The organism is Zhongshania marina (genome assembly GCF_002915595.1).
Classification (GTDB): domain Bacteria; phylum Pseudomonadota; class Gammaproteobacteria; order Pseudomonadales; family Spongiibacteraceae; genus Spongiibacter; species Spongiibacter marinus_B.
Window position 1 is genome coordinate 75,271 of the sequence record NZ_PQGG01000007.1, and the last position, 19,804, is coordinate 95,074.

Consider the following 19,804-nt stretch of genomic DNA (forward strand, 5'->3'; position numbering starts at 1 on the left):
AATTACTGACTCACACCAGAATCAACTTTAATCACTCTTACATTACCTGTCTGGGCATTTGCAACAGCCAGATACGCACTGCCATCTAAGAAAAATGCGGTAATGCCATCAGCACCAATATCACCTGAACCCAGCCCTTGGTTACTGTTCGCAAAGTCGCGATTATTCACGTACTGCACAAACTGCACACCCAGCGGGGAGGTAATATCGTAGATTGCAATACCACCAGTGCGCTCCAAGCTAATAAAAGCATAAATGCGATTCCCGCTAGACAACAGAGCAACACCTTTAGGCTCTGCGCCGCTATCATCACTTGCTTGATCGCGATCATTAAAGCCGGCACCCACCACCGCCTGGCTTATTTTGGCAAGATCCGACCCAGAGTCATACATCAACACGCCCTCTTCACTCCAAATAGAAAATGATCGCGCGCCAAATGCAGAGATCTCATCAATATCGCCGTCGCCATCCGTATCACCAGCATCATTGCTTGCGAACAAACGCCCCAGCTGATTATTGTCTCGCGCCGCAAAATAATTGGGATTACCAACATCAATTTCAGGCTGACCAAAGCCGTCTAAATCCCTAGCCCGAACCGCGTCGTTAAAGACAGCATTTGTCCGCACCTTGCCTTCATTGGCCGTGACAAAATAATTTTTATTGCCAAATCTGTAGGCCGCAATGCCATCAGGTTGATACAGACCGTAAACGCCATCCCAGGTACGGATTTCAATTATGCCGTTATCATTTACATCTAGCTCACTACCTGGCACACCAAAATCTTTACTGCCCAGTGCAATGATGCGATCAATACTCAAACCGTCTAAATCAATAACCGCAACTGCATTATTTTCTTGCAGGGTAACAAACACCTTAGCGTTGTTTAATGACACGGCAAGATGCTCCGGCTCCAAATCCTGCGCTACGCTAGGGTTATTGGCGCCAAATATTCTCACCGCTGCTGGCAATTCGGCTGCACGGCCAGCGCCAACATTAAAATCATTAAAGCCAATCGTTGTAATAGTTGGGCTGTCTACGCCATTTGTAATATCGATAATACTAATCGAACCCACTGGATCAGAGCTGTAATCGTTACTCGGCACACCTTCGTTAGCGACAACGATACGAGTAGATAAACCATCAAACGCCAGCATCTTTGGTGAAGCTCCAACACTGTATGTCGCCTCTAAACTTAAATCAGCCAAGGAATAAAGAGCAACAATACCGTTCGCCTGCGGATTCACATTATCAATTGCCACCGCAACATAGCTACCGCCAATCGTTACCCATTTAGGCGCACCGATAGAAACACCGGCATTGCTTGCCGCAGCGGCAAGATTTAACTGACTACTGTTTGAAGGCGGTGTTAGCGGAGTGGAAATATCCCATACGTCTACCGAGTTAGCTTGCTTATTCACCACAAACATTTGACCAGTAGCGCTATCTGTTGCTACAGCAGTAGCCGCATTGGAGCCGAATATCGCATCACTACGCTTATACGATGCTGAATCAGCATAATCTAATGACGGCTCAATGGGTGCCGCAGATTGCACAACATAAGAACCAATTGGCGCAACCGCGGCAATACTCGCCTCACCGTATATGCCGTATTGATTGTCATTAAGCAGTACCGCGAAATTGGAATCCAGCAGCGCCAAACCTTCAATGTTTTTCACAAGCGCAGTAATAGTTGTTGGCAATGGCGTAGTCAGTGAATCAAAACCCAATTGCTTTGTTACAAACTTGGTATCAACTAAATTTTCCTGCTCTTCTAAACTGGGTACGGTGCCAACAAAATCCCAAGCGCTTCCAAGTATATTTGTAGCGTTCGCAAGATTAATTCTGAAATATTTACTAACAGTTCTCGCCTGCTCTACGACGACCAAATAATCTTCAGCAAGAGCGATCGCTTCATTTATAGTGACCTCACTTTGCGGAACGAAATCACCATTGCTCTCTAAATCGCCGCTATTAGTCGATTTGATTGCATAGTTCGATGCTGCGTCGAGCTTATATAAATACTCACCGACCATCGCACTAGGCGTGCCGTCTGCGTTCAGCTGAATTTTTCCAATACGCACGATCCGCGAATTATCCGCAGTATCATTATTCGGGTTCGCCAGCGGGCTTTGCATAATAAAATACAAATATTCATTGTCTGGGCTTAAAGCAAGAGCTTCGATACCGCGACCAATTTTACGGCGTGAAAAAATAGCCGGTAAAATGCTGTCACTCACCGTATAGTTCGAACCGCCAAGATCGTTGGCCGCACCAGACGGAACCTGACGCTGCACAACCCGACCATCAACATCTACTAGCAGCAAGCTAGGGCCGTTTTCTTCAGCTATCCAATACTTACCATTATCAAGTTTAACAATGGCCTCTGGATCAATACCATTTGCCGTTGGCTGCAATTCAATACCACTGCTATCAAAGGCTTTTTCATTCAGTGCATTGGTAAAATTATTGGGTAAACCATTCAGTTCAAGGCCATTGCTGCCCTTTAGGTTTATAACCTCGACTTGTTCCAGTTTTAGCTCGGTACCAATTCCACTGAGCTGCCACTTAACAATCTTAGGCACATAACTGGGAAGCGCAAAAATAGAACCTGTGCTCGCGCCGCAAAAATTGGCAACGCCAATAGCCGCTTGGCTATCTGCACAGTCAATGGTCGGTCCCCGATCACTAACGGTGTAAAACACATCATTTGATTCATTTAAAGGACGAAAAGCGCCGCTGCCCAAACTCTCGGTTAGATTCAAGGTTGAACCGCCGGCAAATGAAACCGTCGCCAAACTCTCAGTAATATTAAACTGCCTAGAATTAGGCTCTGTGCCTCTAAAGCGGGAAGTGTTATTACCGTCGCCACTGCAGGCCGCTATCGTCGCGACACCAACAGCAAAGGACATAATCTTAAGGCTGCGTAGGTAGTTTTGCGGTTCAAAAAAAGTCATTAATTGCGTCCCATTTTGCAAATACAGTCAGCGCCAACGGTGCACCGGAGCTTTAGCGTAGTGACCAAAAATATGGTCGTTATTGTTTTTTTAATCTTTAAAAGCAAAAAGGGGCTGTATCGCCCCTTTATTGTGCTGACAATCAAGACAGCTGCGAACGTCCCTTATTCGCGGCAATGCGCAAGCGCAAAGCATTGAGCTTAATAAAGCCCTCGGCGTCTTTTTGATTGTAGGCGCCGGCATCGTCTTCGAAGGTAGCAATCGCTTCGTCAAATAAAGAATTATCTGATTTGCGACCCACTACGACCACATTGCCTTTATAGAGTTTCAGTCGGACAACACCATTCACAAACGCCTGTGACTCATCAATAGCGGCCTGCAACATGCGGCGCTCAGGACTGAACCAGTAACCGTTGTAAATCAATTTAGCGTAACGCGGCATCAACTCATCTTTTAAATGCGCAGCTTCACGATCTAACGTAATCGACTCAATGGCACGGTGGGCACGCAGCATAATGGTGCCACCCGGTGTTTCATAACAGCCCCGCGACTTCATACCCACATAGCGGTTTTCTACTAGATCCAAACGACCAATGCCGTTGTCGCCACCCAGCTTATTCAAGGTTGCTAGCATGGTTGCTGGGCTCAAGGCCTCACCGTTTAAGGTCACCGGATCACCATTCTGGTAACCGATTTCGATATACGTTGGGGTGTCTGGCGCCGCTTCTGGGCTAACGCTCCAGCGCCACATATCCTCTTCTGGCTCCCAGTATGGGTCTTCCAAATTGCCGCCCTCGTATGAGATATGCAGCAAGTTAGCGTCCATAGAATAGGGCGATTTTTTCTTTTTACCGGCGAAATCCACCGGAATATTGCGCTCTGCACAATAGGCCATCAGGGTTTCCCGTGACGTCAGGTCCCACTCCCGCCAAGGTGCAATAACCTTAATACCTGGCTTAAGTGAGTATGCTCCCAACTCGAAGCGCACCTGATCGTTGCCTTTACCAGTTGCGCCATGAGAAATAGCATCGGCACCGGTCTCGTTGGCAATCTCGATTAAACGCTTAGCGATCAATGGACGCGCAATAGAGGTGCCCAACAGGTATTCGCCTTCGTAGATCGCATTGGCGCGAAACATAGGGTAGACAAAATCGCGGACGTATTCTTCACGGAGGTCGTCGATGTAAATTTCTTGCACACCCAGCGCCTTGGCCTTAGCGCGCGCAGGCTCCACTTCTTCGCCCTGCCCTATATCGGCGGTAAAGGTCACCACCTCACATTTATAGGTATCTTGCAGCCACCTGACAATAACTGAGGTATCGAGGCCACCTGAATAGGCCAACACAACCTTGTTGATATCCGACATTACACACTCCGCTGAAGCCCCGCAAAACGCCATGCCTGCGGGATGAAAAAGACCGCCATTTTACCGATCTTTACGCCGCCGCGCCATGCCGCGTTAAAGCGCGGTATTAATCGCTCAAAACAATGCAAAATGCGCGCACAAAAGCTATTGACGCGGAGGCCTTCAGCGGAAAAAAATAGCGCCCATTGCAAACCGCCACGGAAGCCCCCCAAGCAGTGTTAGAAATCATTGACGTTTCGCGCCGTTTTGGCGACTTTGTGGCCTTAGACAAGGTGAGCCTGAATATTCAAGCAGGCGAGTTTTTCACCCTACTCGGCCCTTCCGGTTGTGGAAAAACGACGCTACTGCGCCTTATCGCGGGCTTTGACCAGGTCGACGAGGGCGAAATATTACTCGACGGCAAGCCGCTAACGGCGCTAAACCCTGAACAGCGCCCAATTCACACCGTATTTCAAAGTTACGCGCTGTTTCCGCATATGACCGTGGCGGAGAATATCGCCTTTCCACTGCGCATGACCAAAATTGCCAAACCGGTTATCGACTTAATGGTGCGCGAAATCCTTGAAGATGTGCGCCTGCCGGACAAGGCCAAGCACTACCCCGACGAGCTTTCTGGTGGCCAAAAGCAGCGTATTGCCATCGCCCGCGCCCTGGTAAACCGTCCGCGGCTTTTATTGCTCGATGAGCCTCTGTCTGCGCTAGATGCAAAATTGCGCGAACAAATGCAGATTGAGCTTATTAATCTTCAAAAAGAAATTGGCATCACCTTCGTTTACGTCACCCACGATCAGGGCGAAGCACTGGCGCTTTCGCACCGTATTGCGGTCATGAACAAGGGCGAAATCAGTCAAATTGACGAACCGTCGGTACTTTACAGCTGCCCAGACAACCGCTTTGTCGCGGACTTTATCGGCCAGTGCAATCTCCTCGATGCCACCGTGGTAAGTGTTGCCGAAAAGCAGCTGCGCATCTCCATTGCGGGCTTAGGTGAGCTAGACGTTTGCGCAAACCCAGAAATCGACTTTGCTGTCGGTGACACTTGCGCCCTCACCCTGCGACCTGAAAAAATTCGCCTCGCAGCGCAATTAGACATCACCGACGACGAGGTGCTATTCAGCGGTAAAGTGCACGACATGCTGTATTTGGGCGACGTAACGGTTTACATCATCGAACTCGCCAATGGTGTATTAATAGAGGCCATGCTCGCCAATGACGCCCCCGGTCGCACTCGACTATTCGACACCGGCGACGCCGTACAAATTGCCTGGCACACCGATGCCGGCCATTTGGTAGCTTGATCAGTGACGACGCTGAACACAAAAATGCCAAACCGCGCTGAACGTCTAAGCCGTATTTTGCTGTCACTGCCCCCAGGCTTATATCTGCTGCTACTTTTTGCGGTGCCCAGCCTAATGATGCTGTTCGCCTCGTTTCGCTTCTCAGGTGAATACGGCGGCCTAGCGCCTTGGTATTACATAGAAGACGGCCAATTCACCCTAGACCTAACCTTAGAAAATTGGCAGCGCCTATTTGAATCAGATATCTATTTAGGCCTACTCCTAAAATCACTGGCCTATGCCTTAGCCACCACGCTGATCTGCGTCATCATGGCCTACCCCCTCGCGCTGATGATTGCACGAAGCAAAAAGCGCCATCGCGATTTACTGCTATTGCTAGTCATACTCCCATTTTGGAGTAATTTTCTGGTGCGGATTTACGCGTGGATGATTATTTTTAGCCCCCAAGGCGCACTGACCGCCGCCCTCAATGCGGTCACCAGCAGCCTCGGCCTAGAGCCCATTACACTAATGTTCAGCGGCACCGCGGTCATTACCTGCCTAGTGTATGTCCACCTGCCCTTTATGATTCTGCCCCTGTACGCCAATTTAGAAAAACACGACCACCGCTTACTAGATGCAGCGCAAGACCTTGGCGCCAATCGCTTTCAATGTTTCTGGCTGATTACTTGGCCGCTGTCTCTGCCCGGCATATATGCTGGCGCGGTATTGGTTTTCATTCCGTCGCTGGGGATTTTTGCCATCCCCGACCTACTCGGCGGCACCAATGGCATCATGATCGGCAATGTCATTAAGCAGCAGTTTGTCGAATCCCGCGACTGGCCATTTGGCAGCGTGTTATCACTGGTTCTTACCGCTATTACGCTAGTGCTTGTGCTGCTAGCCGCCAAACTGGGCAGCCCCGCTGGAGAAAACAATGGCAAAAAATAACGCCAATCCCAGCAAACTACTTATCGCCGCCGGCGGCGTGGTATATATGTTTTTATATATCCCTCTGGCCGTCGTTGTACTGTTTTCCTTTAACGACTCAAAACTCAATGCTGAGTGGGTCGGCTTTACATGGAAGTGGTATGACAAATTATTTCAAAACGGCGACATTCTGCACGCGGCGGCAAACTCGCTCATTATCGCCCTCATTAGCGCCCTGCTAGCCACCATACTTGGCACCCTGGCCGGCCTCGCCATTTACCGGTTCCGGCAAAAATGGCTGTCGGCTTTAGTGCTCGGCCCCATCGCCATGCCCGATATTTTAATCGGGGTCAGCCTGCTGCTGATGTTTATCCTTTTTAACGTCACACTGGGCATGACCTCCATCATTCTCGCCCACGTTAGCTTCTGTATTGGCTTTGTGGCACTGGCGGTGCAATCGCGACTTTCCGGCATGGATCAAAGCCTAGTAGAGGCGGCTCGCGACCTTGGCGCCACGCCGTTTCAGGCATTTCGACTCGTCACGCTGCCACTTCTGAAACCCGGCATTATTGCCGGCGGCATGATGGCCTTTACACTTTCTATTGACGATTTCGTAATTACGTTTTTTACTGCAGGCGTTGGCAGCTCAACGTTGCCTCTGGAGATTTATTCCATGGTCAAAATTGCTGTCACCCCAGAAGTCAACGCGGTGTCCACCTTGCTTATGCTGGTGACGCTGGTACTGATCACCGCGCTTTCCCGAATCTCACCAACGGTGTTGAGAAACTAAGCCACTACCCCTTACCTAACCCTTTAAAAAGGACGCTACCGTGAAAAAGATACTGTGCTGTTTTGTGCTGTGCCTTTCGCAATTTGCTATGGCTGAGAAAGCGTTACATTTATTTAACTGGAACGACTATATCGCCGAAGACACTGTCACCCGCTTTGAAGAGCAGTGTGGCTGTAAAGTTGTGCAGGATTACTTCTCTGCCACCGAAGAAATGATGGCAAAACTACTTGCCGGCGCCGGTGATTACGACGTGGTTATTCCCACCCAAAACGCCGTAGAAGCACTGGTTAAACAAGGCTTTTTACTACCTCTCGATAAAAGCAAGCTAAGCAATCTTGGCAATACCGCCAAGGGATTTTTAGATAAAGCCTATGACCCCGGCAACGTCTACTCACTGCCTTACGCGTTCACTACTACGCTTATCGGCTACAACGAAGAAAAAATCGCTGAGCTAGGCATTGACCCGAGCAACTGGTCTATTATTTTTGACCCCGCCGTACTCGAGAAAATCAAAGGCAAGGTGACGGTAATGGACGATTCTGAAGAGCTATTCGGCGCTGCCCTTAAATACCTCGGCTACTCCATTAACGACAACGACGAAAAGCATTTAAAAGAAGCTCAGGCGCTGATTTTAAAAGCCAAACCGTACTGGGCAGCATTTAACTCGTCTAGCTATATTAAAGAACTAACCGTTGGCAATATATGGGTTGCCCACGGCTACTCTAGCGATATGTTCCAAGCCCGTGTAGACGCAGCGGATGCTGGTCGTGACTTTAGCGTGAACTTCGTACTGCCAAAACAAGGTGCAGTATTGGCCTTGGATAATATGGTCATCCCGAAAAAAGCCCGCAATCCTGAACTGGCGCTGCAATTTATTAACTTTATGATGGCACCCGAAAACGCCGCAGAGTTAACCAATGTTGTTGGCACCGGAAATCCAAATGCGGCCGCCACACCATTTATCGAGCCAGAGATTCTGAAAATTTCCGCTATCTTCCCTGATGACGAAGTACAAAAAACCCTCGAGACCGTCAGCGCGCGCAATGCCAAACAACGCCGCCTCATCAATAAATTGTGGACTGAAGTAAAAGTTCGCTAAGTCCCTCAGCGCCGGCTTTGCATAAAAGCCAGCGTGGTCTATTCTAGAAGCAGGTACAAATCAACGTACCTGCTTTATTAAACTTCACATACTTCATCTTGAAAAAGGATTTTACGATGAAAACTATTCTACGCCGCTTGTCGGCCACTCGTATTTTACTCGCCCTCGTTTTAAGCCTTGGCTTTCTGAGCCCCAGCTATGCGCTGGACGTTAATACCGCTACCGCAGAAGAACTGCAAACACTCAAGCGTGTTGGCCCAAAACGCGCTGCGGCCATTATTCGCTATCGTGAAGAAAATGGCTCAATCAACTCAGCGGAAGAGCTAATGAAGGTCCCGAGCATTGGCCGCAGTGTTATCGCCGCCAACGGCGATGAACTGACATTCAGCACCAACAAATCAAAACCAGCGGACGAGTAAACCACCTAGACCGGTATAAACACCCGTCACAACACGATGGCAGGTGTTTATACCCTATTCAAATTCCTGTAGCATTCTCCGCCAGACACCACGCCTCCAAAGCCGGCCTTCGTAGATCGCTCGGTGGACGCTAGCAGTAAGGCTCAGCATGCAAACCTTAGAAATTACCCGCCCCGACGACTGGCATATTCATTTGCGAGACGGCGAGGTGTTAAATCATACCGTCGCAGACGCAAGCCGCTATTTTGGCCGCGTGATCGTCATGCCAAATTTAACGCCGCCGGTGCGCAATCTTGCCGAGGCAAGGGCATATCGGCAGCGCATTGAACAGGCCTTGCCAGCTAGTGGCCACAAACTACAGCCCTTAATGGTGCTTTATCTAACTGACAACACCCAGCCGGAAGACATCGCCGCCGCCGCTGCGTCAGACGTGGTCTACGCCGCAAAGTTATATCCCGCTGGCGCAACAACCAATTCAGACTCCGGTGTCACCAGGATTGAAAAGCTCTACCCCGTGCTTGAAAGCATGGAAAAGCACGGTCTGCCACTACTTGTCCACGGTGAAGTCACCGACGCTGAAATTGATATTTTTGATCGCGAAGCGCGCTTTATCGACCGCTACTTACGCAATATATGCCTGCAGTTTCCAGCCTTAAAAGTCGTGCTAGAACATATTACAACGGCTGATGCAGCACAGTTTGTAAGTGAGTCAGCAGATAACGTCGCGGCAACCATTACCGCTCACCACCTGCTGTACAACCGCAATCACATGTTGGCCGGTGGCATTCGCCCTCACTATTACTGCCTGCCCATTCTTAAGCGCAATACCCATCAGCAGGCGCTGATCGCCGCGGCAACCTCCGCCAGCCCTAAGTTCTTTTTAGGCACCGACTCCGCACCGCACGCGCGCCACCGCAAAGAAACCAGCTGCGGATGCGCCGGCTGTTACACCGCCTACGCTGCCATCGAGCTCTACGCAGAGGCTTTTGAAACCGCAGGAAAACTCGACAAACTAGAAGCCTTTGCCAGCTTTTACGGCCCCGATTTTTACGGCTTACCGCGAAATACCGACACCATCATTTTGCAAAAGAATAGCTGGACCGCGCCGGAGCAACTTCCGCTTGGCGGCGATACCATTTACCCACTGCGGGGCGGTGAGCAACTGCACTGGCAGATTGCCTGAGGCGACTATGGATTTCAGCGATGAAAAATCGATGATTGCACAACGCTTTCGAGGCTTTCTTCCCGTCGTGATCGACGTCGAAACCGGTGGTTTCAACAGCCAGACTGATGCGGTACTCGAAATAGCCGCGACCTTTTTGCGCATGGATGATTCAGGCCAACTCGAACCCGACGACACCGTAAGCTACAACGTAGAACCCTTTGAAGGCGCAAATTTAGAGACCGCCGCCCTTGAATTTACGGGCATTGATCCCCATAACCCACTACGACAGGCACAGAAAGAGGTGACTGTAATGGGCGAGCTGATGAAGCGAATTCGTCAGCAAGTAAAAGCCAATGGGTGCACCCGTGCGGTGCTGGTGGGACACAATGCGCACTTCGATCTCGGCTTTGTTTTGGCCGCCATCGAACGCAGCAATATCAAACGCAACCCCTTCCACCCCTTCTCGGTTATGGATACCGCAAGCCTTTCTGGGCTTGCCTACGGCCATACCGTCTTGGCTAGAGCTTGCCAGTTGGCCGATATCGACTTCGACAACAGCGAAGCTCACAGCGCCGCTTATGATGCCTTTAAAACCGCCGAATTGTTCTGTCAGATCGTCAATCGCTGGCAGCAACTGGGAGGCTGGCGTTGGCCCTGATCTTGCTGCACTAATTCACGACCAACAGTGAAGTGTCAGCAAAACATAATGTAAATCAGGTACAACATTTAACTGTTTTACAACACAAAACCATACTCAGGAGAGAATCACATGGCTTTTGAATTACCCGCACTACCTTACGCAAAAGACGCGTTAGAACCCCATATTTCTGCCGAAACCCTCGACTTCCACCACGGCAAACACCACAACGCATACTTAACCAAATTGAATGAATTGGTGCCTGGCAGCGAATTTGAAGGCAAGTCTCTAGAAGACATCATCAAAACGTCAAGCGGTGTATTGTTCAACCAAGCCGCTCAGGTTTGGAATCACACTTTCTACTGGAACAGCCTCAGCCCAAATGGCGGCGGCGCGCCGACTGGCGAACTCGCTGCTGCAATTGATAAGGCATTTGGTTCTTTTGAAGAATTTAAAACCGCTTTCAATGGCAAAGCAGTTGGCAACTTTGGCTCAGGCTGGACATGGCTGGTTAAAAACGCCGACGGCAGCCTAGAAATCGTGAACACCGACGATGCTGACACCCCGATCGCCCGCGAAGGCCAAACACCACTGTTTACCGCCGACGTATGGGAACACGCTTATTACATCGACTACCGCAACGCTCGTCCAAAGTACTTGGAAGGCTTCTGGAATTTGGTGAACTGGGAATTTGCTGCGGCTAATTTTGCTTAATTGCAAAATTTGGTCGGACGTCTGAGGTCGGGCGTCGGATAAAAAAGCCCGATGCGTGAAACGCATCGGGCTTTTTCGTTTTAGCATCTAGCGTCCGACTTCCGACGCCCGACTACCTCATCACAGCTTATCTGAATTCTCAGCCAAGTATGCAGCAACGCCGTCTGGTGATGCATTCATACCTTTGTCGCCTTTATTCCAGCCAGCTGGGCAAACTTCGCCGTGCTCTTCGTGGAATTGCAGTGCTTCAACCAAACGCACCAGCTCGTCAACGTTACGGCCAAGTGGCAGGTCATTTACTAGCTGCGAACGAACCATACCTTCTTTGTCGATTAAGAAAGCGCCACGGAAAGCGACACCGCCTTCAGCTTCTACGTCGTAGGCACGGCAGATGTCGTGACGAACGTCAGCAGCCATAGTGTATGTTACTGGACCAATACCGCCGTCTTTAATAGCAGTGTTGCGCCATGCATTGTGCGTGAACTGAGAATCGATTGAGACACTGATCACTTCCACACCCAGCTCACGGAATTTATCCATGCGGTGATCAAGTGCAATCAGTTCTGACGGGCAAACGAATGTGAAGTCCAGTGGGTAGAAGAACAGCAAAGCGTATTTGCCTTTAGCCGCTTCGCTTAGAGTAAAGCTATCGACAATTTCGCCAGTACCAAGTACTGCTGCGCATGTGAAATCTGGAGCTGGCTTGCCTACTAGAACGCCCATGTAATACACCTCTGATTAATGATTAATGATTAATATAAGTTGATTAAACGGCAAGAAATGCCGTAAAAACATGATTCAGATCGGCAATCATACACGCCGCCCTCGCCCAATCCCATTGAATTTTCTTATCGCCACCATAGTCATGCGCTATTGAAACAACACTGCAATAATTACAAGAACTTAATTGACAAGCATTCTCATTTGCATTATCGTTGAGCTTCAAATTCGAGCCCATGAGATTCAAAATAGAATGTACGTTTGTCTCTGTAAAGGTATTACCGACAAGCATATCCGCGACGCTGTAGATGCCGGTGCTGGCAGCTTCCGCGAAGTTCGTCGTCAACTTGAATTAGCAAGCCAATGTGGTAAATGCGGCTCACTTGCCCGCGATATCTACGACAGCTATTTAAACAGCTACGACGAGAATTTGTGTTACGCCGCCGCGTAACGCAACTGATAACGATTAGTTTTACCCTTCTCTTAACCCTTTAAAATCAATCACTTAGCTTGACTTTTCGCTTGGTCTGGGCGCACACTTTACGCCTCGCAATCAGCTAATCGCAAAAGGACAGCAATCATGAAAGGTGACAGCAAGGTTATTGCCTATCTCAATAAAGCCCTCGGCAATGAACTCGTAGCGATTAACCAATATTTCCTCCACTCCCGCATGTTTAAAGATTGGGGGCTGAAGGAGTTAGCCGACTACGAATATCACGAATCTATCGATGAAATGAAGCACGCAGACAAGCTCATCGAACGTATTCTATTCCTTGAAGGTTTACCGAATCTCCAAGACCTCGGCAAATTATTGATTGGTGAGAACACCAAAGAAATGCTGGAGTGTGACCTCAGCTTAGAGCTAAAAGCCGTTCCCGACCTCAAAGACGGAATTAAGTACTGCGAGTCAGTAGGCGACTATATCAGCCGTGAGCTGATGGAAGAGATTCTAGAGTCTGAAGAAGAGCACATCGACTGGTTAGAAACCCAATTAAGCTTAATTGATAAAGTGGGTATTCAAAATTACCAGCAGTCTATGATGGGTAGTATTGGCTCTTAATCTCAAGTTCGCCCGATAGGTTTCGGCGCAGAATAGAGAAATGGGGCTGGAATACCTCTTAAACGTCGAGGTATTCCCCAGCCAAACTCCGAATCGCCTGAGTTGCTGCTTCGTCAAGATGAGGTAGTAGCAACTGGGTTACCTGATAAGCGCCACGACCAAAGCGGCTTCGATCCTCCCCTTGTACATCACAGGCCAACTCAAAACTGATCCAGTACGTCATAAGCACAACAATATTCCTAGCCAAAGCACCGACATCAACTTCATCTTTAGAAATACCAAGAATCACACAGCCCTGCTGCGCAACGGAAATTTTGCGGTGCAATAACTGGGCGGTGGATCGCCGAAGCGGCGGATATTTTGCTAACAACTGCGCGAGATCCCGATAAGCAAATCGATAAACCCACATAATCTCGAACAATAGACTTAGCTTCATCCACGCCTCGACAATATCGACCTGCTCCTCCTTGTCCAAAATCAACAAGCTTGAAACCTTTCTTTCGAAGCGGGCAAACAATGCCTGAACCAAATCAGCCTTGGTTTTGAAATGATAATGGAGATTACCGGGACTCATATCTAATTCGTCGGCAATTGCATTGGTCGTAACGTTTGGCTCGCCCTCTAAATTAAATAAATCTAAGGCGGTATCAAGAATACGGTCTTTAGTTTTCTTTTTTTCCGGCGTCGCAATAGCCATGACTCATTATCCTTATGCTCTTTACGGAAATTAATTGCTACCTGTCTCGACCGGCGAATAAATAACATTCGCGCCCCTGCGAATATTCGCTATAGCTTGGCGTTCAAGCGTTATCACATCCGCTAGAGCAAGGCGTGGATCACCGGCCTTTTTTGCGAGCTTAAAGCCATGCGAGAGCAATTTATGTAGCCGTTTAAATCCAAACATCCGCGCTGGGATTTTAGAAACTTTTAGACCGGTAATAACAATCGGATCACGAATTGCTTCATCGAGATAAACGCTAAATTTTTCAAATAAGGCTAACTGATACTCCATGTCGTCAAGCACCGCCGCCCGATGACATGCCTCGACATATAACTTGACATCAAGCCCACCAGTCTCGGCAACACCATGTAATTGCTCGACCAGTTTTTCACTTATTTCAAAAGTCAGCGCATTAAATTCCAAGCCAACCGTCAACATGTCTGTTCCGGTAAATAATTTTTCTATAACTTTAACTATATTAGTCTTTTTATTAAGTTCGTGAAGGTGAACTCCTAACAAAACCTCGCTTAAATAAAACTCCAGTAAATCTCCCTTAGGGCCACCTCCACACTCTGAGCCCAAAGCAGTCAACATGGCCTCCAATCGCCACTGCTGGAGTGCAAGTACGCAAGAAGCAAAATCAGCATCCTCGTGCAAACGCAGAGCCTGATAACGATTTATACTTGAGAGGATTGAGGCAGCATCATCCATGCAAAATAGTCTCTGAAGGTGTGTTTGGCACTAAACCAAGGCCCAACTGGTGCTATGTAAACAAGCTACCACCAAACATAAAGACCAGCTGCGCGAGCCCCGCGAGAAAACCTAAAATGCCGCCGATGAATATCAAAATCCACTGATCTTCTTCAAAAATTGGCATCAGCAAACCCTGAAACTGCTCAGGAGCCATACCTGCCATTCTTTCTGCCATCAACTCACGAATCGGTAATAGTAATTTGTCATTAACACCTGGGTGCATCAAAACCATGCCAATTTTTTCTTCGAGAATATTTAAGGTATTGTCATCAAGTTTTTTAGACTGTCCACTCAAAACCAATGCCTTGTATAGCGGCCCAGTAAGCACTTTTTCATTTAAGTTTTTAATGAGTTGGCGCCGAACCAAGGAGCGCACTTCATCACTGTTTTTTCCGTTCCACGCATAGTCAAACACCGTATTGATGTCTACAAAATCGCGTGTAAAACCTTCAGCAAAATCCTTAGCAACAGTCTGCTGACGGGCAATAAACAATCCCTGAAATTTAAACCCCATAAACCGTATTGGATCACTTGGGTGAACAAGCACCTGCAGGGCCAGCCAATTTGTGAAAGCACCGACCACTAGACCAAACAGCGGGAGGACTAGATCCATCGGATAAAAATACCAAACCAATGCTTGAATACAGCCCAGCGGAAAACCAATATATAAACCAGAACGCACCACGAAGGTGAACTCCTTCGCGGCAATGGTACTCATTAGGCGGGGAAAAATTTCTGGCTTTTTCTCAGACTCAATAGCGGCTATATCGCCAATATCGATTAAATAACTCATGCGCCCCTTGAGCTCGGCAAGAATATCCTCAGCCAAATGCGGAACCAGCTTTTCAACCTCGCGGTACACTGCTTTTTTAACAAGTGAAGGAGCAAGATTCCACAAGCGCGACACCTGTTTACTCAATATCTCGTCGGCCCAGTCTTTTATTTGTGGGCTAATTAGCGCAGTAATGCTTTCAATAGCATGGGAATCGTCTACCGCTTCCAACATTTCCTGAGGTGAGCATATGGTTGAGACACAATTTTCAACCATCATTCGCGTCATGCGAACTCGCATACGAGGAATAATGCCCTGCCAGCCAATAGGGCCTATCCCCATACGTTTAACCGGGTGCATCATCATTTTGATGCCAAGCCAATTGGTAGACCAGCCAATACCGGCGGTTAAAATAGGTATGAGTAAATAAGGCCAATAAGCTAATAGATCAGACATAATGTATACACTTTTTTATAGCTATACCGCTGGATAGTATAGAACTATTTATAGGAAATATAGCTGCTCTTAAACACGCTCAGCCGAAGAAATTGAGTTAGAGTTATGCTGACCTTGGAGTACTCGCTGACTCGCTAGGGGCTTTCCTTGGCTTAGGCTTTGCCTCGCTTAACTGCACCTCTGGCACATCAACAGTACCCTCCTTACGATGCGCACTATAAGCTTGAAAAACCATTTCTAGAGTATCCGTCACGCCACCACTAAAAACATCAATCGTGTTGTGCCCGACTTTCGCAAGCGTGCGAACATCCGCTGTAGTGGCACTCAATTGCGTTTGAAGTATATCCTTCAAACTCGCACCCTCTCGCGCCTTTTTAAGTGGCCTCGTTGAAATATTTACTATGCAGTCAGTGCCGGATCTAGCCTGAATAATACCGTCGTGAGCCACACGACGCGCAATTTCGCCAATACCGGAACTCAGCTGAGTCACCACTTCCAATGACTGGCGTGCCTTGTCAAATTTGTCGGCGGTCTTGCTTAAAATTTTATTTACCGGGGCATACTTAGCCATTACGGTACTCCTATATATGAATAAGTCAGGCGGCGATCGAGGTCAGGGACAAAAGTCTACGGTAAATCCCTAGAGCGATCACACTACTTTACTGCATTTATAAACTGGCACCGCGGTATCCACCCTATTCATAACGGATATATTTCGACCAGGCGATCATTACCGTAACGAGATATCGGACAAGAGAAAAACAAGTGATTGGCACCATAGAATAGAGTGCTATAGTTGGCAGCACACAACAGAAGCAAGGTTAGTATATTTTCAGATGGAAGCCACGTTCACTCGTCCGACCTCGATACTGCTGATGGTAAATCCCCACAGTCGATCCGGCGCATCCGCCGCTGAAAAGGCAATAGCTGGATTTGAAAAGGCGGGTATTAAGGTTCATAACGAGCGAGCCAGCTCAGTCGAGCACTGCGCACAACTGATAAAGCAATACCAAAAGAAAGTTGGCGCAATTGTACTAGGTGGGGGAGACGGCACTATGCATAGCGCCGCGGCTCCTTTGCTAGACGCCGGCTTACCGTTTGGAATATTACCCCTTGGCACCGCCAATGACCTAGCAAGAACCCTTAAAATTCCACGAGATCTAGACGAAGCCATCCGAATTATTATTGCCGGTGCAAGCACACAAATCTATCTCGGTCGAGTCAACGATCGACTGTTCTTCAATATCGCCAATATTGGCATGGGCGTGCAAGTGAACCAAAAGCTGTCCGGTGGACGCAAAAAATCGCTAGGCATATTTAGTTACGCTGACGCCGCCCTTGATGTCGCTAGAAATCCCAAACCTTTTAATTTCACAATCAAGCAGGATGACGATGAAATCAGCGGGCAAAGCATACAACTAGCGGTGGGCAATGGCCGCTTCTACGGTGGCGGCATGAAGGTGAACCACGCCTCGGATTTGCGTAAACCCCGTTTCTATATTTACTCGGTGCAACCCCGTGGCTTACGAAAATTAGTCAAGGTTGCACCACGAATTCTGCTAGGGCGTTATAAAAATTCGAAGGGGCTAGTGTCATTTGAGAGCGAGCGGTTTAGCCTAACGACGGAACCAATAAAGCGAATTTATGCAGATGGGGAGCGTGTTGCCTTTACACCGGCACACTTTGAGATAGAAAAACGTCAACTTACGGTGTTCAGCCCGCTAGACGAGATTAACCCATTATCTAACTGAAGCAGAAAAATCACTGCCGCCCAAATGGGCGGCAGTGATTAAAACCTTTAGGCAGCTACTTTTTTGCTAGCGGCTTTGGTGCTTGTTGATGCCTTTGATTCTGCACGGTAGGCATCATAGGTGTTAGACACTTCGTCTAAGGTATCCACAATACCATCTGTAACCGTGTCGATACCTTTGCGAGCCACATCTACCAATACACGAACATCTGAAGAGGTGAATTTCAGCTGTGCTTGTACAATATCTTTTAGGTATTTTTCATCGCTAGCATTGCGCAGACGCTTGGTAGAAATATCTACAATGCTATCAACACCGGTTTTAACTTCGCTGATACCGTCGCGCACTACACGGTGAGCGATATCGCTAGTATTAACGCCTAGACGTACCATTTTATCTAAAGGGTTACGGGTCTTATCGAGTGCTTTTGCGGATTTCTTTAAAAATTTGTTTACGGATTTGCTCTTGCTCATGTCGGACTACCTATTTTGTTAGTTAATGACAGTGGGTCAATTAAATTCACTTTACGCAAACAATATTAGAGAAATGCCTTAGAGCGATCACACTAATGTGTGAAATAACGCAAAAATAGTTAGTGCAATTGCTCTAAAGCAAAATTTCAATTGCCACCCGAATCATGCTGGCATATTGCGCCGCTAGAAGTACTCAAATTTAGTGCTACTGTCTTTGCTTTTAGACTAATATCGCATTATTGTTTTAAATCTAGCCGCCAATATTTGACCATTACACGGACTTGGAGACAGCTATATGGGTGCACTCATATTCATTGCAGTAATATGCTTGCTCTCAGGCTTGTGTATTTGGCTACTAATGCGTTTGCGCCAATTGCGCGCCCACTACACCGAACTAAGCCAGCGCCTTGAAGCACAAAATCAGAACCTAGGTATCTCTGCGCCGGAACTAAAACCATTAGTGGGGCAGCGAGATGCCACACTCATTACTATCGAATTATTAAACCCACTGCAATTAGCTGCAAAACAAAGCTGGTACGCCGAGCAATTTGGAAGTGTTACACCGAGCCTGATTCGTCAAAAAGTCTATGAACAAATTCGCAGCAACTGCTTATCATCTATGACCCAACAAGGAGTGGATGCGGAGGTAAAAATTGTTCACCTCAAATGAATTTTTATTATTACTGTGTGCTGCCTTTTGTCTCGCGATATTCCTATTTGCGTTAAAGGAATTACAACAGATCCGGTACTGGCGCAATAGCTGCGAACGTCATCTATATCGTCGATTAGCTGTGGCTGCTGAGTATGCTTGGGCACTGGAGAATCGCAACTTTTTGCGCAACTGGCAAAACTTGAGCACCCAAACAATGGCAGAGGGTGTAGAAATTGCTGAAGCACTTCACTCCGGCATTTCCTCCATCCCTTTTTCAATTCTAGAATCCATCCCCGCAACGCGGGCTGGGGCACGATCTATACGAAACATCCATGATTCAGCCTTAGAAGATATTTACGGTGGACTGGGCACAGTTAATCGTCAGCTGGGTAATAAATTAGGACGCATGCTAAGGGGTAAAAAGAAGGACTGAAATACCATCAGACCAAGTGGAGTCAAACTAGAAAAATATTTGCGAATGCCTATATACGCATTTTTTTGAGCTAAATTAAAACGACTTTTTTGACAATAACGCTGCCGTGAACGGCAGCGCTATTAGTAAGGATTAAGCCGCAGCCTTAGCGCTTGCCGCTTTTTTTACTTGTTGTGCAGGAGCCTTGGTTTTGCTATCAGCACGATATGCATCATAGGTATTAGACACTTCATCAAGTGTGTCAACTAGACCATCAGCGACAATATCAACACCCTTGCGAGCCACATCTACAAGCGCGCGAACATCGGCGGCGGTAAAATCGAGCTGCGCTTGCACGATATCTTTCAGCTTTCGCTCATCGCTAGCGTTACGTAGGCGCTTAGTCGAAATATCAAGAGCCGTGTCGATGCCGGTTTTTACTTCGCTGATACCATTGCGCACTACACGGTGACCAATACCGCTGGTATTAACGCCAAGCCGAGTAATTTTATCCAAAGGATTACGGCTTTTATCGAGAGTTTTAGCGGTCTTTTTCAGAAATTTATTAATCGATTTGCTTTTGCTCATGTCGGTATTCCTCATTGCATGGTTGATTACATTCGCACTATGGAAACCAGATTACGGAGAATTCTTAGAGCGATCACACTATTATTACAATAAAGGTA

General features: G+C 47.8%; 22 protein-coding genes. 13 read left to right on the forward strand and 9 right to left on the reverse strand.

From position 1 onward, the window contains the following. Positions 1 to 2: 2 nt before the first annotated feature. Positions 3 to 2,954: a choice-of-anchor I family protein gene (locus C0068_RS02360; protein ID WP_103682890.1), complete on the reverse strand. Its 2,952-nt coding sequence runs from the start codon at positions 2,952 to 2,954 to the stop codon at positions 3 to 5. A 142-nt stretch (positions 2,955 to 3,096) separates the two neighbouring features. Next, positions 3,097 to 4,320 (reverse strand): argininosuccinate synthase, encoded by a 1,224-nt coding sequence (locus tag C0068_RS02365; protein ID WP_103682891.1) that lies wholly within the window; start codon positions 4,318 to 4,320, stop codon positions 3,097 to 3,099. Positions 4,321 to 4,535: 215 nt separating this feature from the next. Here C0068_RS02365 and C0068_RS02375 point away from each other — a divergent pair, with 215 nt between their 5' ends. From C0068_RS02375 to C0068_RS02410, 8 genes are all read left to right on the forward strand, one after another. Continuing rightward, on the forward strand, positions 4,536 to 5,618 hold the full coding sequence (locus C0068_RS02375) for an ABC transporter ATP-binding protein (RefSeq protein WP_103682893.1): 1,083 nt from the start codon (positions 4,536 to 4,538) through the stop codon (positions 5,616 to 5,618). Between the two features lie 3 nt (positions 5,619 to 5,621). Beyond that, on the forward strand, positions 5,622 to 6,548 hold the full coding sequence (locus C0068_RS02380; RefSeq protein ID WP_233208711.1) for an ABC transporter permease: 927 nt from the start codon (positions 5,622 to 5,624) through the stop codon (positions 6,546 to 6,548). Next, positions 6,535 to 7,317 (forward strand): ABC transporter permease, encoded by a 783-nt coding sequence (locus C0068_RS02385; protein ID WP_103682895.1) that lies wholly within the window; start codon positions 6,535 to 6,537, stop codon positions 7,315 to 7,317. The genes C0068_RS02380 and C0068_RS02385 overlap by 14 nt, the downstream gene beginning before the upstream one ends. A 40-nt stretch (positions 7,318 to 7,357) precedes the next feature. Next, positions 7,358 to 8,416: a polyamine ABC transporter substrate-binding protein gene (locus tag C0068_RS02390; RefSeq protein ID WP_199176095.1), complete on the forward strand. Its 1,059-nt coding sequence runs from the start codon at positions 7,358 to 7,360 to the stop codon at positions 8,414 to 8,416. Positions 8,417 to 8,532: 116 nt separating this feature from the next. After that, a complete protein-coding gene (locus C0068_RS02395; RefSeq protein WP_103682897.1) occupies positions 8,533 to 8,835 on the forward strand; it encodes a ComEA family DNA-binding protein in 303 nt (100 codons plus the stop codon). 148 nt (positions 8,836 to 8,983) lie between these two features. After that, positions 8,984 to 10,018: a dihydroorotase gene (gene pyrC / locus C0068_RS02400; RefSeq protein WP_103682898.1), complete on the forward strand. Its 1,035-nt coding sequence runs from the start codon at positions 8,984 to 8,986 to the stop codon at positions 10,016 to 10,018. Between the two features lie 7 nt (positions 10,019 to 10,025). Beyond that, complete coding sequence (gene rnt / locus C0068_RS02405; RefSeq protein WP_103682899.1) at positions 10,026 to 10,658, forward strand: ribonuclease T; 633 nt, start codon at positions 10,026 to 10,028, stop codon at positions 10,656 to 10,658. A 111-nt stretch (positions 10,659 to 10,769) separates the two neighbouring features. After that, positions 10,770 to 11,351 (forward strand): superoxide dismutase, encoded by a 582-nt coding sequence (locus C0068_RS02410; protein ID WP_103682900.1) that lies wholly within the window; start codon positions 10,770 to 10,772, stop codon positions 11,349 to 11,351. A gap of 120 nt (positions 11,352 to 11,471) precedes the next feature. Here the strand turns inward: C0068_RS02410 and C0068_RS02415 are convergent, their stop codons facing one another. Next, positions 11,472 to 12,074, reverse strand: coding sequence for a peroxiredoxin (locus C0068_RS02415; RefSeq protein ID WP_103682901.1), 603 nt, complete (start codon positions 12,072 to 12,074; stop codon positions 11,472 to 11,474). Positions 12,075 to 12,258: 184 nt separating this feature from the next. On the opposite strand from C0068_RS02415, the gene C0068_RS02420 reads away from it, so the two are divergent. Together C0068_RS02420 and bfr are read left to right on the forward strand one after the other, a co-directional pair. Then, positions 12,259 to 12,522 carry a bacterioferritin-associated ferredoxin gene (locus C0068_RS02420; protein ID WP_404810258.1) on the forward strand — a complete coding sequence of 88 codons (264 nt, stop codon included), beginning with the start codon at positions 12,259 to 12,261 and terminating at the stop codon, positions 12,520 to 12,522. A gap of 129 nt (positions 12,523 to 12,651) precedes the next feature. After that, positions 12,652 to 13,131: a bacterioferritin gene (gene bfr / locus C0068_RS02425; protein WP_103682902.1), complete on the forward strand. Its 480-nt coding sequence runs from the start codon at positions 12,652 to 12,654 to the stop codon at positions 13,129 to 13,131. Positions 13,132 to 13,189: 58 nt separating this feature from the next. On the opposite strand, the gene C0068_RS02430 is transcribed toward bfr, so the two are convergent. From C0068_RS02430 to C0068_RS02445, 4 genes are all read right to left on the reverse strand, one after another. Next, complete coding sequence (locus tag C0068_RS02430; RefSeq protein WP_103682903.1) at positions 13,190 to 13,828, reverse strand: TetR/AcrR family transcriptional regulator; 639 nt, start codon at positions 13,826 to 13,828, stop codon at positions 13,190 to 13,192. A gap of 30 nt (positions 13,829 to 13,858) precedes the next feature. Then, a complete protein-coding gene (locus C0068_RS02435; protein WP_103682904.1) occupies positions 13,859 to 14,563 on the reverse strand; it encodes a DUF8198 family protein in 705 nt (234 codons plus the stop codon). Positions 14,564 to 14,615: 52 nt separating this feature from the next. After that, positions 14,616 to 15,833 (reverse strand): DUF445 domain-containing protein, encoded by a 1,218-nt coding sequence (locus C0068_RS02440; protein WP_103682905.1) that lies wholly within the window; start codon positions 15,831 to 15,833, stop codon positions 14,616 to 14,618. 103 nt (positions 15,834 to 15,936) lie between these two features. Then, the gene (locus tag C0068_RS02445; RefSeq protein ID WP_103682906.1) at positions 15,937 to 16,404 is read right to left on the reverse strand and encodes a hypothetical protein; all 468 of its coding nucleotides are present in this window, start codon (positions 16,402 to 16,404) and stop codon (positions 15,937 to 15,939) included. 265 nt (positions 16,405 to 16,669) lie between these two features. Between C0068_RS02445 and C0068_RS02450 the strand changes: the two genes are divergently transcribed. Further along, positions 16,670 to 17,584: a lipid kinase gene (locus tag C0068_RS02450; protein WP_103682907.1), complete on the forward strand. Its 915-nt coding sequence runs from the start codon at positions 16,670 to 16,672 to the stop codon at positions 17,582 to 17,584. 47 nt (positions 17,585 to 17,631) lie between these two features. On the opposite strand, the gene C0068_RS02455 is transcribed toward C0068_RS02450, so the two are convergent. Then, positions 17,632 to 18,054, reverse strand: coding sequence for a hypothetical protein (locus C0068_RS02455; RefSeq protein ID WP_103682908.1), 423 nt, complete (start codon positions 18,052 to 18,054; stop codon positions 17,632 to 17,634). A gap of 295 nt (positions 18,055 to 18,349) precedes the next feature. Between C0068_RS02455 and C0068_RS02460 the strand changes: the two genes are divergently transcribed. Continuing rightward, positions 18,350 to 18,724 carry a hypothetical protein gene (locus C0068_RS02460; RefSeq protein WP_103682909.1) on the forward strand — a complete coding sequence of 125 codons (375 nt, stop codon included), beginning with the start codon at positions 18,350 to 18,352 and terminating at the stop codon, positions 18,722 to 18,724. 121 nt (positions 18,725 to 18,845) lie between these two features. After that, on the forward strand, positions 18,846 to 19,139 hold the full coding sequence (locus C0068_RS02465) for a hypothetical protein (RefSeq protein ID WP_146047827.1): 294 nt from the start codon (positions 18,846 to 18,848) through the stop codon (positions 19,137 to 19,139). Positions 19,140 to 19,271: 132 nt separating this feature from the next. Here C0068_RS02465 and C0068_RS02470 read toward each other — a convergent pair whose 3' ends face one another. Further along, positions 19,272 to 19,706 (reverse strand): hypothetical protein, encoded by a 435-nt coding sequence (locus C0068_RS02470; protein ID WP_103682911.1) that lies wholly within the window; start codon positions 19,704 to 19,706, stop codon positions 19,272 to 19,274. Positions 19,707 to 19,804 lie beyond the last annotated feature (98 nt).